Origin of the sequence: Hydrotalea sp. (assembly GCA_030054115.1) — a bacterium.
Lineage (GTDB): Bacteria > Pseudomonadota > Alphaproteobacteria > JASGCL01 > JASGCL01 > JASGCL01.
In genome coordinates, this window is sequence record JASGCL010000031.1 from 1 (window position 1) to 16,977 (window position 16,977).

A 16,977-nucleotide genomic window follows, 5' to 3' on the forward strand; every position below is an offset into this window, starting at 1 on the left:
GCAATACCCTATCCCCAAAACTTGCAATATTGTTGTGGATAAGTCCTTTTTGGCCGGCGGGTGCGGGTTTTCGTAAAAAAAAGGGTGGCAAAAAAATCCTGTTGGCGAACCCACCCAAAAAATATCTCCACCGCTGGCGCGGTGTTCGTATTTTTATCCCTCCCTTGCTGAAGCAATGGAGGCTTTGGCGGTTTTTCCTCGCACAAAACTTCTATAAAAAAAAAGGGTGGTTGGGAAACCCAACCATCCTTAAAAAATCACTCGGTGATTTGTTCATCACCCAACTTGTTTTATCTTATTCATGCGACGTAAATTCGCACGAATACAAGCACCAGACTTCACTTGCTTCTAAAAAAAAACCCCCGCCGACAATATGCCGACGGGGGTTTTTCTTTATTGCCTATCGCAAACAATGATTAGTCATTTGCGTAGATATTTCTATCCTTGGTTTCGGGGATAAATATCGCCCCGATAATAAAGGTTAGGCTGGCAACAATCACCGGATACCACAACCCGTTATAGATATTGCCGGTTTGCGCCACGATGGCAAAGCTGGTGGTGGGCAATAACCCGCCAAACCAACCATTGCCGATGTGATAGGGCAAGGACATGGCCGAATAACGTATCCTGGTCGGAAACAATTCAACCAACGCCGCCGCAATTGGCCCATAAACCATGGTAACCAATAACACCAGATAGGCCAACAATGCCACCAACAGCGGCTTGTTGATTTTTGCTGGGTCGGCTTTTTCGGGGTAGCCCGCGTCGCGCAATGCCTTGGTAACCACGTCTTTGAAGGCTTTATCCTTCGCCGCCGCTTCTTCCTTGCTCAGGCCCTTACTGCTGTAGGCGGTGATCGATTGATTGCCAATTTTAATCACCGCCGTTTCGCCGTCGCCAAGCGCTTCGTTACCATAACTTACCGAATTGGCCGCCAAAAATTGTTTGGCGATATCGCAACTGCTGGTAAATTTTATTGTGCCGGTGGGGTTAAATTGGAACGAACATTCCGCCGGGTTGGCCGCAACCACCACCGCCGCCGAATTTTGCGCCGCCGCCAAATCCGGGTTGCCCGCGCCGGTAATGGCCTTGAACACTGGGAAGTAGGTCAGGGCCGCCAGCAAACAACCGGTTAAAATTATTGGTTTGCGGCCGATACGGTCGGACAGCGAACCAAAAATAATAAAGAACGGCGTCGCAATGATAAGCGACAGGGCTATCATGATATTGGCCTCGACCCCCGAAATTTTTAACGACTGGGTTAAAAAGAACAGGGCGTAAAATTGGCCGGTATACCAAACCACCGCCTGGCCCGCGGTTAAGCCCAGCAACGCCAACACAACCCATTTCAAGTTGCTCCATTTGCCAAAAGCCTCGGACAGGGGGGCTTTCGACGTGCGACCCTGCGCCTTCATTTTTTTGAAGGCCGGCGATTCGTTCATGCTGAGGCGGATATAAAAAGATATCGCCAACAACACCACCGACAGCAAGAATGGCAAGCGCCAACCCCATGCGGCGAAGGCTTCTTCACCCAAGTAGGTTCGCACCCCCAATATCACCAACAGCGATAACATCAAGCCAACTGTGGCGGTTGTTTGAATCCAGGAGGTAAAATAACCACGGCGATGCGCCGGCGCATGTTCGGCAACATACGTCGCCGCGCCACCATATTCGCCACCCAGGGCCAAACCCTGCAACAGCCGCAGGGCAATCAAGCCAATCGGTGCCAACACGCCAATCGTATTATAGCCGGGCAAAATACCAACCAAAAAGGTTGAAAAGCCCATGATAAGAATAGTGACAAGAAACGTGTATTTGCGCCCCACCAAATCGCCCAAACGGCCAAACACCAATGCGCCAAATGGCCGCACGATAAAACCGGCGGCAAAGGCCAACAGCGCAAAAATAAACGCCGATGACGGGTCAAGCGCGGAAAAAAATTGCTTGGCGATAATGGCGGCCAAGGATCCGTAAAGGTAAAAATCATACCATTCGAACACCGTCCCGACCGAGGAAGCGGCAATAACCTTGACCTCTTCCTTTGTTAATTTTTTATTGGCTGGCGGCTTGGTTGATTTGCCAAACAATCCACCACCCCATTGTTTTATTGTTTTTTTCATTTTCCTCTCCTTTTTGATAGTCCCCATTCATATCCCTGTCGTCCCTACCTTTTTATGGTAAGTAATTATATCAAGTCAGAAAGCCGATGCAAGTATTATTTTAAAAAAAATAATCACTGGCAATGCCATCACCCCCTTAATAATACATGTTCTAATAGTTGCCTTTTTCGTTGTTTGTGCTATTTGTGGCGGGGAAAGACAACCCCACAAAATCATGACGCAACAACCATCCAACCACCCAACCACCCGACCAACCACGTTGTTCGATAAAATATGGCAAGACCACCTGGTGCGCCAGGATGCCAATGGTGTTGCCCTGATTTATATCGACCGGCATTTGGTGCATGAGGTTACCAGCCCGCAGGCTTTCGAGGGGTTGCGCCTCAGCGGGCGGCGCGTGCGCCACCCCGAAAAAACATTGGCGGTTGCCGACCATAATGTGCCGACCATCAACCGCGAAAAAATTGATAACGAGGAAAGCCGTATTCAAATCGACACGCTGGAACAAAATTGCAAAGACTTCGGCATTGAATTTTTTAAACTGAGCGACAAACGCCAGGGCATTGTGCATATTATCGGGCCGGAGCAAGGCCTGACCCAACCGGGCATGACCATTGTGTGCGGCGATTCCCATACATCGACCCACGGGGCGTTTGGTGCGTTGGCATTTGGCATTGGCACGTCGGAGGTTGAACATGTGCTGGCGACGCAAACCCTTGTGCAACGGCCGGCGAAAAACATGCGGGTGTTGGTTGATGGCAAACCGGCGGTTGGGGTTACGGCGAAGGACGTCATTTTATATATCATCGGGCATATTGGCACGGCGGGCGGCAACGGCCATGTTATTGAATATGCCGGCGATGTAATTCGCGATTTGTCGATGGAGGGGCGTATGACAATTTGCAACATGAGCATCGAGGGCGGGGCGCGCGCTGGCTTAATCGCGCCCGACGAAAAAACCTTTGCCTATATCAAGGGGCGACCCCGCGCGCCACAGGGCGCATTGTGGGATAAGGCGGTGGCATATTGGCGCACGTTAAAAAGCGACGACAATGCCAAATATGACAAGGATGTTATTTTAAAGGGCGGCGATATCTCCCCCATGGTCAGTTGGGGCACCAGCCCCGAGGATGTGGTGGCGATTGACGGCATGGTGCCATCGCCCGATGCGGCCAAAACCGCCGACAAAAAACAGGGCATGATTCGCGCGTTGGATTACATGGGGTTGAAACCCGGCACCAAAATGCAAGACGTGGCGTTGGACAAAATTTTTATCGGCAGTTGCACCAACGGCCGGATTGAGGATTTGCGGGTTGTCGCCGGCATTGTTGATAAATTCATGGCGCGCGGCAAAAAAGTTGCCGACAATATAAAATTGGCGATGATTGTGCCCGGGTCGGGGTTGGTCAAGGAACAGGCCGAGCAAGAAGGGCTTCACCATATTTTTTTAAAGGCCGGGTTTGAATGGCGCGACGCCGGTTGTTCGATGTGTTTGGGCATGAACCCCGACCAATTGTCGCCGGGCGAACGTTGCGCGTCGACCAGCAACCGCAATTTCGAGGGCCGCCAAGGCCGCGGCGGCCGAACCCACCTGATGTCGCCCGCCATGGCCGCCGCATCAGCCATGACCGGCCGGATTACGGATTTCAGGGGCGCGTAATTTGATGAAGCAATTTATATTGCAATAACCGCTGACTTTGCGTTAAAAATTAATGCCCATGCCCACGCCAACGAACAGCGCGAATGGCCCGGCTTTCGATGTATAGGTGATAGCGGTAGATGTCGCCTGGCCATTAATCCATCCTTCCGATCCCAAATAATCCTGGTTTAATAATTGGTGCAGGTATTTTACATTCACGTCAGCGTGTAGCACGCCATTGTCATATTCAAGCGCGGCCTGGGGCGCAATTACAAAACCCAGCTCGGCCTTTACCAAGCCCGTCGTCGCGGCCTGCGACGACGCAAATAATGCCTGCGACGCCGATAATGCCCCCGCCGCCGCCAGTGCATTTTGTGTGAATGTTGGCAGGTCGTTCCAAACTGAATCGGCTATTATCACCTTGCCAACTTGCTGTTCAAAATGGGTCGCGGTCGCCAGGGCCGTCCGGCCCGTGGCGGTGCCATCGCTACCAAAAACCACGCTCCATACGCCATAGGCAACAGGGTTGTTAATATTAGCGTAACGAAATATCATGTTGCCATTATTAAGAGACGTTGCAACCATGGCGTTGGTTATGTTGCTTTTGATAATACTGTTACCCGCAGTAGATAAACATTGGTTTGTTATCGATATCTCTATGCTATTGAAAGGGAAAATGGTTTGAATAAGCCCACCAGTGCTGTCAGTATATTCTCTAATGCTAGGTATGTAACTATAAGTCGGTGAAAGGCAGCTGAAACTTGCACCTAATGTAGCAAGGTCCGTTATGCTTCCATATACCGCGCCATCCGCAATTTTTGCGCCGCTTTGCACGCCACTGCTGGCATTTATTTGTTTTGCCCAATTAATAGTAGAAATGCTGAATCCCACCCCGACCCCAATGCGCAAACCCCAGTAGTCAGAAGCGTCAAGTTGAATCCTGTAATTGGGCACGAACGTCACGACGTTATATGACGCATCATAATTATATTGGTTAGCTGGGTCGGTGCCCCCGCTTGTCCAGTTATGGTTGAAGCCTAAATAATCGGCTGAGATGCCAAAACCGGATTCGTTGGTGTAACCTAAACTGGCGCCATAACCAACGCCATCGGTTATGGCGGATGTGTTGGTGCTAATGCTTGCCCCCGTGGTGGTGTCTGATTTATTCCATGTTCTTGCGAAGCTATATATGTAACCACCGTCCAGCTTAAGCATTAATTTACCCGCGAACGCGCTAGCCAACAATGGGCCATTTTTACCGGTGCCATTGCGCGAAGAATCGTTGTAAGGATAACCACTGATAGAAGTATGATTTACCATAGAACCAGGCACCGTGTAACTTTGTGCCAATGCGACATTTCGACAAACGACGGTGGTCGATAACAATATCGCAACAATAGTTGCTAGGGTATTTTTTAAGCTATTGTTTTTCATTGGTTTTTATTTTCATAAATTCTACTTTGAATTGTTTTTAAGAAATTTATCTATTATTATTATAGTTGTCAATTGTTTACTATTAAAAATTGTTTTGAAGATAATATTTATTATAAAAATCAGCGCACAAAAAATAAAAAACATTAAAAAACAATTGCATGTATCTAAAGCCATGGCGTTAAGGCGATGGGATACTGCTCCCCACTATTTTAAGGTGGCATGAGCGATATTGTCGGAGAGAGTTGTGTAACAATCTTGCGATTTTACCGCCGCAATTTCGAGGGCCGCCAAGGCCGCGGCGGCCGAACCCACCTGATGTCGCCCGCCATGGCCGCCGCATCAGCCATGACCGGTAGGATTACGGATTTTAGGGCAGTGTAATATTTTTATATATTAGAATTTCTGTTGCCGACCGCTTGCGCGTATTATTTAATGAATAATTTAAAGCAATCTCGGATTGATTTTGGTCGCGGTAAATTTCTTTTATCGGTGCAACATTGTCATAGGTAATAATCATTGGCGAAGTAATATCCGCCACGGCCGCTGCAATTTCAACATGGTCGTCATGTTGGTAAAAATTTTTATATAACTTTTTTCCTTTTTCGTAATAGGGTGGATCCATATAAATAAAAGAATTTTTTTTATTTTTTATTTTTTTTATTAAATGTAAAGCGTCGTCGTTTTTTATTTCTATCTTTTTTCTACAATCTGCAATTCGCTCGATTCTTTTTATCAAGTCTTTTTTATTAAACCTTGCATCCATTTTTAAATCGCCGGCTTGGCGCTTGCCGCCAATAATTCCACCATTCAAAACGCCAGAATGATTTACACGATTGAGAAAGAAAAAAGAAAAGGCAATATCAAGCTGGTCAAAGCCCTCTTTATGATTATAAATATTTTTTTGCTTTTTCCATTCTCTAACGCTTATTTTTGTATCGCGTATTTTTTTGCTTAATTCTTCGGTTTGCTTAACGGTCGCTTGCCAAAAAGAGAAAACAGCAATATCTAAATCGTTTATTATTATTTTTTTAACATAACCATCAAACAATAATGACAGGGCAACCGCCGCACCGCCCGCGTAGGGTTCGACATAAGTGCCCGCCGATAATTTATTATGCTGATAAATATCCTTTACAAAATCCGTCAACTTAGCCTTGCCGCCCGGATAACGAAGGGGGGAATGGTAGTTCATTAGCTTGTCCAGCATTTTTCTAAAACTATTTTTATAGCTAGCCAGGTAGTTGTTAATTCATCCATCGCTGGTAAAGCATTAGGATTATGAACGAAAGCATTTAAATCAGAAATTTTTAGTCTACTAGAAGTAGCTGATTGTTTATCAGATTTTTTTATGAGATTTTTACTTTCTAAATCATTACAAACATCTATTAACAAATCATGCAAGGTCTTTTTTGTTGGATTTCCATGCCTGTCTAATTTTTTTGTATTAACGACTGGTAATTTTTTATCTTCTACATAATGATAGACGCTTAATTCAATAAAGCAACGAAGTGATATAGCACCTGCTTGAGTAAATTTCTTTATGTCTAGTCCGCGAAGCTCGTTCATTATTTTCTTTGCTTTCTCATGTTTATCAGGCACAAATTGACTAGTGTGCTCTGGTATGACGGTAATGATGCGTTTATTTTTAACCACCCCTGATAATCTTGCCTTTCCTTTTCTTGGTGACGCTTGGTTCATTTTTCGCTTAGATTCAGTGGTATCTTTAAAAATAATCTTAAATTTGTCTTTAAAATACTCTTTGGCTAACTCTTGTGTTTTGACATGGTCTACGTTTAAATCCTTGTTATCTAGTGCTGTAATAATTTTTTGAAAAATATCCTCAGCATGCTTATCAATTGTTAACGTACCATCATCCCTAGTTTCTATGTTTAAAGCATGTCTAATTTCTTTATATGCAAGGATTCTTTCTAGGGTAGATACAGGAAAGCCTTTTTTTTGTATTTTGCTAACCAATGCTGGTGCGCCGCCCCCCAGCTTGTGCACGAACGGGTAATTAAGAGGCGCCTTATTATCAATGGCTTGGTTGTCCTTTCGTAATGGGTCCCAGGGAAGCGTTCCTCGGCCATCATCGGGACCACTATGTCGCTTCTTAATATGATATTTTATCTTTTCCAAGTTATCTGTGTAAATCGTTATTTGATTAGGAATATTAATTGCGTATTTGCTTTTTAAATCAGCAAATATTCTTTGCTTATCTTGGTCTTTGCATAAAGCGGGGTCGTTTAATAATTTTAAAGCGGTAATGCGTCTATTGCCCTCCATGACCGTCCAATTATTTCCATCAATCTTGAAAACAACCACTTGCTCGAATTCTGACCATCCATTCTTAGCAATTTCATCTGCTAGATTTTCAATTTCATAATTTTCTAGCATTTCTGCAACGCACTCTTCTTGCGTTGTAACGGTGCCCTTGAAATAACGATAATTATCTTTGTCCAGTAGCAAATCTGTAATAGCTACATTTTTTATATCTGTAAAAGCCATAAATTTCTCCTGTTGGAGAAACTATATTAAATTAACCACCGCTGGTAAAGCAAAAAAATGGTTGCAACGAGCCGCTTCCCCCGCCACCCTGCCCGGCCTAAAACCCCTCTACCCGTCATCCTCGAAACCCGCGCGAACCAGCGCGGGTTGTCGGGGAACCATTTCCGAGGCATCGGTAATTACAGGAAACGAAAGAGTAATAGAAAATAAAAATAACCTAGCCAAACAAAATTTTAACGCCAACAGCCTTTCGCAGTTTTCCATGAGGAGGCCTCGGAATCAATTGGTTTGCGCTATCACTTCGTTACTTGAGCGCGCTTCCCGACAGCCCTTACGGGCTTCGGGAATGACGGGTAGAGGGGTGGAGAGGCGGGGTTTCGAGAATAACGGAGGGGGGGGGGTGCGTTAGACGCCGAGCAAAAAAACGGTGGGGATAGCAATGCCACAAAGCCTCCATTGCTTTAGCCGCCGACGAGGGATAAAAACAGGGAGCGCAAGCGACCATGTTTTTTGGGTGGGTTAGCGTATAAAATTTTTTATAAAAAAGGCGGCTAGAAAAATCTGCCTCCCTTGTGATGCAAGGGAGGCAGAAAAATACTCGGCTTTATAAAAGCCGAGATATTTCTCAGGCAGGTTAGACACCGATTGCAAATCTGAAATGGGGGCTAACCTAACTGAAAAACATGGTCGCTACGCTCACTGTTTTTCTTCTTCCCTTGTGACACAAGGGAAGCTGGTGTTTTTTCCTCGCAAACAACTTCTATAAAAAGGCGGTTGATTTCTCAACCGCCTTTAATTTTTTATGCGCATTATATAACGTAAATAATTTGCTATATCGTCATCAACAAATCACGGAGTGATTTTTTGATAATTAGTAATTGCCCCCCCTACTCCAGCGGTGGGGGTGGGCCGTCGTCTTCGCCGGGTTGTAATGGTTCTTCCAACATGTTTTCAGAAATTTTTTCCGCGCTGGCCTTAATCTGTGCCTCAATCTCGGTGCAAATCGCCGGGTTGTTTTTTAAATAGGCGCGAACCGATTCGCGCCCCTGGCCGATTCGTTCGTCGCCGCGCGAAAACCACGCGCCCGATTTTTCAATCACGCCCGCCGCCAGCCCCAGGTCGATAACCTCGCCCACGCGCGAAATCCCCTCGCCGTATAAAATATCAAATTCAACAATCCGGAATGGCGGCGCGACCTTGTTCTTCACCACCTTGACCTTGGTTTGGTTGCCAATCACCACGTCGCCGTGTTTCACCGCGCCAATGCGGCGAATGTCCAACCGCACCGACGCGTAAAATTTCAACGCATTGCCGCCGGTGGTGGTTTCGGGACTGCCGTAACCCATGGTGCCAATTTTCATGCGAATTTGGTTGATGAAAATAATCATCGAATTTGATTTGTGAATCGTGCCGGTTAATTTGCGCAATGCCTGGCTCATCAATCGGGCCTGCGTGCCCACTTGGACATCGCCCATTTCGCCCTCTAACTCGGCGCGTGGCACCAACGCCGCCACCGAATCGATAACCAACACATCAACCGCCGACGACCGCACCAACGTGTCGGCAATTTCCAACGCCTGTTCGCCCGTGTCGGGTTGCGAAATCAACATCTCGTCGATATTAACGCCCAGTTTTTTGGCGTATGACGGGTCGAGCGCGTGTTCGGCATCGATAAAGGCAACTTGCCCGCCCTTCTTTTGCGCCTCGGCCAGCACATGCAACGCCAGGGTGGTTTTGCCCGAACTTTCCGGGCCGTAAATTTCAATGACGCGACCCTTGGGCAGGCCGCCAACCCCCAGCGCAATATCCAAATTCAACGAACCGGTGGAAATAACCTCAATATTTTCCTGTTGCTTTGCCCCCAATTTCATAATACTGCCCTTGCCAAAATTACGTTCAATTTGGCTCAGGGCCGCGCTCAGCGCCTTGCTTTTTTCGGGTGATAAATGCGCGCCACCATTGGTTGCGCCGTTAGTTGTTTTTGATTCTTTTGCCATGTTGTTACCTCTTGCCGCACACTATCGGTGATTCGCGCGGATAATACAAATTATTTTTTTTCGCGGACGCATTTAATGTGGATAACTAAGCCGATGGCGTGCCGCCACGGAAAATAAATTATGGTGCCGGCTTATAACCAACATCCTGCAAATATTTTTGGCGCGCGGCAACGCCGGTGTCGGGGAAATCGGTAAAAATACCATCAACCCCCAATTTAAAAAATGCTATGTGCTCTTGCATTGGGTCGTTGTTATATATGCCGGCCAAATATTTTTTTTCATTGCGAAATGTATAAACATGCACGAAAAGGCCGGCTTTATGCGCGTCGGCTACAACATTGCTTGGCACGGCGCGATTCACATCGCTAAGTTTCGCCCCGTCTTTCCATGGCAAAACCGACAGGCGAATCACCATCGGTTTCCATGGGCCGATGCCATCGGCGTATTTTTTAATTTCGGCCAAACCGGCGGGGGTCAACATCTCGCCGAACCAGGCGGGTTTGCCGGCAATGGTCCAGCTGTATGGTCGGCCACTGACAATCGCTTGGTAATCGCCCGAATTATAAATCACCTCGCCGGTTTTATAATTCACGTCGTTGCCGTCTATCAATTGCACTGCTTTTGGTTTTGCGCCCTGGCGGCGCAGGTATTTCAAACTTTCCGGGTCAAAACTTTGCAAAAAAATCGGCGCGCCACGGGTATTAAGCCCGTTGGTTTCCAATAATTTTATCACCGCATTTTCAAACGGGCGCGTGCCGGGTTTGCCGCAACCATTGGCTATCGCCTGGCGATTGTTCCATATTGGGTTTTTTGTTTCGATATAAACCGTTATCGGCCGTTTGAGCTCTTGCGTTTTTTTGCGGGCGATATCGATAACCTCCTGCACCGACAATATCGGGAATTTACCATTCAGGGCGGTCGGGCGCAATTCGCGCGCGTCGTATGTTGTGCCGCCTATCCATTTTTTTAATTCGGCGAATGTAAAATCCGACACCGCCCAATCGCCGGTGTGGCGGGTAAAATCGCCGCCGTCCTGTTGTTGGCCGTCAACCACGAATGTTTTCAGCACCGACTTCGTATTATTTTCTGTCCTATCACTAGGTTGCTTGGCGGCAATTTTTGCGTCGGGCAAATCAGTCAAGTAACGGTGCGGCCCCTTATCGGGTGTGCCCGGCCATTTTACATTTTGCCAACGGCCGGGCATGGTGCGTTTGCGGGTGGCAACCGCGGGATTTTTTTTGGCGACATCGACAATATTGGTGTTATCGCTAAGCCATGGGTTATGGCGCGCCACCAGCACGCAATCCCTTGTCATGACCATATCAACCTCCAGCGAATCGGCCCCGGCGTCGGCGGCCTTTTCATATGACACTGCGGTTTCCTCGGGGTATAGGCCGGGGAAGCCGCGATGGCCAATCACCAGCGGCGGTTTGCCATCTATCGTTTTTAATGTTGCGGGTAATTTTGAGGACTGACTCGTGGCGGCCGCCATCGTCATTACCAACACACCGCAACTTATCAAGGAGACGATAAGAAACGGATGTTTCAGTAATTTTTTCACGTTATTTAAATTCTATAACGGCGTCGATTTCGACCACGGCGTTCAATGGTAAAGACGCCACCCCCACCGCGAACCGCGCATGTTGGCCGGCGTCACCGAAAACGGCCTGCATCAATTCGGACGCGCCGTTGATAATTTTTGGTTGGTCGGTGAAATCGTGGGTCGAGGCAACGAAGCCACCCAATTTAACAATTTTTTTTACCCGCGCCAAATCACCCAACGCCGATTTGGTTTGCGCCAAGATATTAACCGCGCATAATTTGGCGGCGGCAATGGCGTCGTCGACCGTGGCGTCGCGACCGACGACACCGGTTTGCACGACCTTGCCATCCCGCATATTCAATTGCCCGGAGAGAAATAATAAATTGCCGGTGATAACAAATGGCACGTAGGCCGCGACCGGTTTGGTCGGCGTCGGCAGGGTAATGCCGAGCTCGGCAAGTTTTGCATCGATGTTATTGGAATCAGTCATGTCTTTTCCTAACAAGTTTTAATCAAACCCGCAAGTCCGAGCTTGGCGGTTGAGGACAGGTTTTGACTGACTTTAAAACAAAACTATATAACATAACTAGGATTATAATTTTGACATCAATTCATAAAAAATAATTATAAGTTGTTTTTATATTGACTACTTATCTTTAGCATTTTACTACGAAAGGTATGAGTAATTATACTTTATATATTGATGAAAGTGGCGTGCCCTATAGTAATAAGGCTGATGACATAAATAATTTTTTTTGTCTTAATGGTATTATTATTGATGACAATAACTATCAAACGGTTTGTAAACAATGGGAAGCTATCAGGGATATATTTTCTACTGAAAGCCATAGGCCGGCGATGCACTTAGAAGATATAAAAGCAAGAAAGGCACCGTTTAATAAATTAAAAGATAAAAATATTAGAAATAGTTTTAATAATTTATATTTAGGTTTTTTAAATACAGCACCCATAATTATTATTTCTGTTGTTTTGGATAAAAAAAAGCACTTAGGAACGTATCACACTCCATCGGATATTTATCATTTTTCCTTTTGGTCTTTGCTAGATAGGTATTGCAACTTCTTGGAAGGTGAAGCATCCCTTGGCAAAGTATTTATTGAAACAAGAGATAACAATTCTAACAAAGAATTAAAAAATGCGTTTAAAGAGTATATTTATACAACAAAGCTTAGTCTGCCGCCAAAAATTATACAAAAACATATTGATAAAAATTTATCTATTTATAAAAAGCGTGATTTAATCGTAGGTATAGAGGTCGCAGATATGACCGCCCGCGTAATGAAATATCATGCGCTTGATAGAAATAATAAAGTAAAATTTAATAACAATGGATATGATTATAAGATATTGCAAAACATTCTGCCAAAAATCAGAACTGATCCATATGGCAAAAACACTACAAAAGGCTATGGTATTGTTTTTCTTCCATAAAAAAAGGCAACTATAAATAGTTGCCTTTTCTTTAAACAGCAAACTGACCATTGGTCTAATCGTGCTGTGACCCGTGTATATTGCTATTATTCTCCCTTGTCAAGCTAAAATTGAATTAAACCCCTTATTTTAAAAATCAATAATATAATTAAGATGGGATGGGGGACCTACCGCCCGCCAAAAATGCCGGTGCCGATGCGCACCATGGTCGCGCCCAGTTCGATGGCCTGCACGTAATCGCCGGTCATGCCCATCGACGTTTCGGGCAGTTTTAAATCGCCCGCCCGTTGTTTCAGGAAAGTGAAATAGGGCGACACCGGCCGCCCCAGCGGCAATATCGCCATCAACCCAACAATATGCGGTGCCAGGCCGCAATCAGCCGCGCAATAGTTATAAAATTGGTCAATGTCGCCCGGCATGACGCCGCTTTTTTGTGGTTCCTGGCCCACATTGACCTCAATCAATAATTTGGGGAATGGTTGCGCCGCTTGCCAATTTTTTTTCTCATTGGCCATGGCGTCGGCCACCGATTTTCGGTCAAGGCTGTGGATGTAATCAAAAAAACGCACCGCCTGTTTGACCTTGTTGCTTTGCAAATGGCCGATAAAATGTAAGGTGATTTTTTGCCGCAAATCGTCGCCCAAATTTTCGCTGGCGAATTTTGTTGTCGCCTCCTGCAACTTATTTTCACCAAAATGCGTGATGCCGCAATCAAACGCGGCGCGCACCGCATCAACCCCATGGTTTTTACTGACCGCGATAAGGGTCGTCGCCGATGGGTCGCGGTGCGCCACCGCCGATGCAGACGCGATTTTTTGTCGCACATCGGTTATGTTGCGGGCTATATTGCCGGCGATGTTGTTTTTAATATTGCTTTGCATGTCGTCGATAGTTTTTTCTATCATCTTTTGCCACGAACCTAATTCATAAGGTTACCGCAGGAAGAATCTATATTGCCCGCCTTAACCAGTAAGCCGATTAATTTGCAAACCCGGGCGAAAAAACCGGCAATGATAAAAAACGCTGATAAAGCCGCCAGCCGGCACCATTATATTGAAATTCTAAAATGGAATATCGTCGTCCATGTCGGGTTTTTTACCGCCGCCGCTCATGCCGCCACCGGAACCACCGCCCATAGAACCGCCACCGGAACCGCCCGCGCCGCCACCATTGGGGCCGCCACCTGGTGTGCCGCCGCGCCCGTCGAGCAGGTGCAATTGGCCGTTAAAGGCACTGACCACAACCTCGGTAATAAATTTGTCTTGGCCCGACGCTTGGTCTTGCCATTTGCGGTGGCGCAATTGCCCCTCAATCATGACACGGCTTCCCTTATTCAAAAAACGCTCGGCGATTTCGGCGGCCTTCCCAAATATAACAATATTATGCCATTCGGTTCGTTCCTGCATATTGCCATCTTGGTCTTTCCACCTATCCGATGTGGCAATGCGGAAACTGGCGACCTTCTCGCCCTTTTGCGTATTGCGAATCACCGGGTCGGCACCCAAATTACCAAGTAAAAAAACTTTATTTAATGCGGTTGTCATAATTTATCTCTTCCTCAATTTTTTCGTTATTTTTTTTATCAATTTTTTTATTACTAACCTTTTTACCCGATTGCCATAAAATAGCAAGGGTTAATTTTAAAAAAGTTCTAGCGCGTGATGGAAAGTAAGCTTGGCAAGCAAAGACGAGGGCGCAACGGCCAATAACCCTAGCGCGGGGGTCCGGGTGTAAAATTGGCGCGTTCGCGAAACACAATGCGCCCCTTGGTCAAATCATATGGCGTCATTTCGACCGTGACCTTATCCCCGACCAAAATACGAATGCGGTGCTTGCGCATTTTGCCGGCGGTGTGACCGATAATAAGATGACCATTTTCCAATGTTATGCGAAACATGGCGTTGGGCAATTTTTCGGTAATGGTGCCCTTAAATTCGATTAATTCTTCTTTAGACATAATGTTGGTTTTGTATAAAAATTTTTATAGCAGGAAAGGGCGAGCTTGACAAGCAAACGATTCTGCCGTTTATCACTATTTATGAGTTTTCATTGCGGTATCGTCGGCCTGCCCAACGTGGGGAAATCGACCCTGTTCAACGCCCTGACCCAGACCCAATCGGCGGAGGCCGCCAATTACCCATTTTGCACCATCGAACCCAACATTGGCCGCGTCGCCGTGCCGGACAAACGCCTAACCAATTTGGCGAAAATTTACCCGTCGGATAAAATCATTCCGGCGCAGATGGAATTTGTCGACATTGCCGGTTTGGTTAAGGGCGCGTCAAAGGGCGAGGGGTTGGGCAATCAATTTTTGGGGCATATCCGCGCGGTCGACGCCATTGCCCATGTGGTGCGGTGTTTTGAAGACGGCGATATCGTCCATGTATCGGGCGCCATCAACCCCTTGAGCGATGTCGAAACCATCCGCACCGAATTGCTGTTGTCGGATTTAGAGGCCTTGCAAAAACGCAAAGACAATATGGAAAAAAAAGTTCGCGCCCAGGATAAAGACGCCGTCGCGCAGATGCCATTGTTGCTGGCATTATTGAAACTGGCCGAGGCCGGCGATGATTTGGCCGGCGGGTTCCGCGCCATGAAACCAAGCGCGGAGGACATGGCGGCGGTGCAGGGTTGGCAATTGTTATCGTTAAAACCCATGATGTTGATTTGCAATGTGGCCGAGGGCGAGGTTGCCACCGGCAACGCCATGAGCAAACAAGTCGAGGATTTTGGTAAAAAAAATAATATTCCGGTGGTGATTATTTCGGCGAAAATCGAATCGGAAATTGCCATGCTGGCCGAGGATGAACGCGCCGAGTTTTTGCAAACATTGGGGTTGCACGAAACCGGCCTTAGCCATATTATTCGCATCGGTTACCAATTGCTTGACCGCATATCGTTTTTTACCGTCGGCCCGAAGGAAGCCCGCAGTTGGAGCGTGAAGAAAAATTCCACGGCGCAGGAAGCCGCCGGCACTATCCACACCGATTTCGCCCGTGGTTTCATTGCCGCCGAAACAATAAATTACCAGGATCTGTTGGATATAGGTTCCGAGGCCAAGGCCAAAGAATTGGGCAAAATAAGGTTAGAAGGCAAAAGTTACATTGTGCAAGATGGTGATGTATTTCATTTCCGATTTGCGGTATAATGATAATTATGGGCAATCTTATGGGGAAATTAATCATCGCCAATTGGAAAATGAATTTGCCAGTCGGGAGCATGGCGGGCATAACGTCCTTCGCCGAAAAATTTTCGCCGGCGCAAAAAAAATTGCTGGTGGTTGCCCCGCCCTATCCATTTTTAACCCACGTGCGGGCGACGGGTTTTCACACGGCGGCGCAAGATGTTTCGAGCAACGAAAAAGGTGCCTTCACCGGCGATGTATCGGCCGAATTATTGATGCAGGCCGGGGTTAATTATTGCATCGTCGGCCATTCGGAACGGCGGCAAAACCATAACGAGGGGCACGAATTATTAGCGCAAAAAATTATTCAATTATTGAATCACCACATCACGCCGGTTTTTTGCGTGGGCGAACATGCCGACGAACATGCCAGCAAAAAAACCAACGATGTTTTATCGGCGCAATTACATGCCCTGGATAATTTTAAGGACAAGGAGATTATCATTGCCTATGAACCGGTGTGGGCGATTGGCACCGGTTTAAACGCCGGCCCCGACCATATAAAAACCGTGCATCATTATATCAAGCAACGGCTTGGCAACGACACCCATGTTTTATACGGCGGGTCGGTGAACGCCGGCAATGCGGCGGCGATTTTGGCATTGCGAGAGGTCGATGGCCTCCTTATCGGTGGTGCCAGCCTAAAACCCGACGAGATGGTAAAAATTTTAGCGATGGTGTAGATAGCCACCTTTTGCGAATCTGAAATGGGTTTTAACATCGCCACCCCCTGTCATTCTCGAAAATTTTTGCCTTTAAAAGCTAAAAAGCCTATGAAAAGATTTGAAAATTTGGTAATATATATGACATCATTTAAACGATAAATTTCAACAATTAAACCAAACTACTTAAAATAAACCATAGCAAATAAAGCGAGAAAACAACCATGAAAAACCAAAAAATTCTTAACAATATCGCCAAAACATCGGTTGCCATGTTGTTAACCACTGGTTTTTTGACCACGAATTCGGCCTCGGCGCAAACGGCGGCCTCGTCCTCAAGCAGCGGAGCGGTAGGACAAAAATTTGCCAATGTCGGTAACGGCACGGGCGCGAACGGCCCATTGCTGGCCAACGCAGTCGCCGGGAAATTATTGTTAAAGG

Annotated in this window: 15 protein-coding genes; 5 read left to right on the top strand and 10 right to left on the bottom strand. The window is 46.6% G+C overall.

What is annotated here, in order from left to right; translation table 11 throughout:
• Positions 1–416: 416 nt before the first annotated feature.
• Positions 417–2,120, bottom strand: a complete 1,704-nt coding sequence (locus tag QM529_06065; protein MDI9314219.1) for an MFS transporter — start codon at positions 2,118–2,120, stop codon at positions 417–419.
• A 214-nt stretch (positions 2,121–2,334) separates the two neighbouring features.
• Between QM529_06065 and leuC the strand changes: the two genes are divergently transcribed.
• Positions 2,335–3,780, top strand: coding sequence for a 3-isopropylmalate dehydratase large subunit (leuC, locus tag QM529_06070; protein ID MDI9314220.1), 1,446 nt, complete (start codon positions 2,335–2,337; stop codon positions 3,778–3,780).
• 42 nt (positions 3,781–3,822) lie between these two features.
• On the opposite strand, the gene QM529_06075 is transcribed toward leuC, so the two are convergent.
• The 6 genes from QM529_06075 to QM529_06100 all read right to left on the bottom strand — a co-directional run bounded on the left by QM529_06075 (position 3,823) and on the right by QM529_06100 (position 11,728).
• Positions 3,823–5,193, bottom strand: coding sequence for a hypothetical protein (locus QM529_06075; GenBank protein MDI9314221.1), 1,371 nt, complete (start codon positions 5,191–5,193; stop codon positions 3,823–3,825).
• A gap of 367 nt (positions 5,194–5,560) precedes the next feature.
• Positions 5,561–6,385: a DNA adenine methylase gene (locus QM529_06080; protein MDI9314222.1), complete on the bottom strand. Its 825-nt coding sequence runs from the start codon at positions 6,383–6,385 to the stop codon at positions 5,561–5,563.
• Positions 6,385–7,698, bottom strand: coding sequence for a hypothetical protein (locus tag QM529_06085; protein ID MDI9314223.1), 1,314 nt, complete (start codon positions 7,696–7,698; stop codon positions 6,385–6,387). Before QM529_06085 ends, QM529_06080 begins: the two co-directional genes overlap by 1 nt.
• 887 nt (positions 7,699–8,585) lie before the next feature.
• A complete protein-coding gene (gene recA, locus QM529_06090) occupies positions 8,586–9,695 on the bottom strand; it encodes a recombinase RecA (protein MDI9314224.1) in 1,110 nt (369 codons plus the stop codon).
• 118 nt (positions 9,696–9,813) lie between these two features.
• Positions 9,814–11,256, bottom strand: coding sequence for a glycerophosphodiester phosphodiesterase family protein (locus QM529_06095; GenBank protein MDI9314225.1), 1,443 nt, complete (start codon positions 11,254–11,256; stop codon positions 9,814–9,816).
• Between the two features lies 1 nt (position 11,257).
• Positions 11,258–11,728 (bottom strand): RidA family protein, encoded by a 471-nt coding sequence (locus QM529_06100; protein MDI9314226.1) that lies wholly within the window; start codon positions 11,726–11,728, stop codon positions 11,258–11,260.
• A gap of 188 nt (positions 11,729–11,916) precedes the next feature.
• Between QM529_06100 and QM529_06105 the strand changes: the two genes are divergently transcribed.
• Positions 11,917–12,690, top strand: coding sequence for a DUF3800 domain-containing protein (locus QM529_06105; GenBank protein ID MDI9314227.1), 774 nt, complete (start codon positions 11,917–11,919; stop codon positions 12,688–12,690).
• Positions 12,691–12,857: 167 nt separating this feature from the next.
• Here QM529_06105 and QM529_06110 read toward each other — a convergent pair whose 3' ends face one another.
• The 3 genes from QM529_06110 to infA all read right to left on the bottom strand — a co-directional run bounded on the left by QM529_06110 (position 12,858) and on the right by infA (position 14,647).
• Positions 12,858–13,595 (bottom strand): YggS family pyridoxal phosphate-dependent enzyme, encoded by a 738-nt coding sequence (locus tag QM529_06110; GenBank protein MDI9314228.1) that lies wholly within the window; start codon positions 13,593–13,595, stop codon positions 12,858–12,860.
• Between the two features lie 156 nt (positions 13,596–13,751).
• Entirely contained in the window at positions 13,752–14,234 is a 483-nt protein-coding gene (gene ssb / locus QM529_06115) for a single-stranded DNA-binding protein (GenBank protein MDI9314229.1), read from the bottom strand.
• 167 nt (positions 14,235–14,401) lie between these two features.
• Positions 14,402–14,647 (bottom strand): translation initiation factor IF-1, encoded by a 246-nt coding sequence (gene infA, locus QM529_06120; protein MDI9314230.1) that lies wholly within the window; start codon positions 14,645–14,647, stop codon positions 14,402–14,404.
• 81 nt (positions 14,648–14,728) lie between these two features.
• Here infA and ychF point away from each other — a divergent pair, with 81 nt between their 5' ends.
• The 3 genes from ychF to QM529_06135 form a co-directional block, all read left to right on the top strand.
• A complete protein-coding gene (gene ychF, locus QM529_06125) occupies positions 14,729–15,838 on the top strand; it encodes a redox-regulated ATPase YchF (GenBank protein MDI9314231.1) in 1,110 nt (369 codons plus the stop codon).
• A gap of 20 nt (positions 15,839–15,858) precedes the next feature.
• Complete coding sequence (gene tpiA, locus QM529_06130) at positions 15,859–16,557, top strand: triose-phosphate isomerase (GenBank protein ID MDI9314232.1); 699 nt, start codon at positions 15,859–15,861, stop codon at positions 16,555–16,557.
• A gap of 203 nt (positions 16,558–16,760) precedes the next feature.
• A partial coding sequence (locus tag QM529_06135) for a hypothetical protein (protein MDI9314233.1) occupies positions 16,761–16,977 on the top strand: 217 nt, incomplete at its 3' end.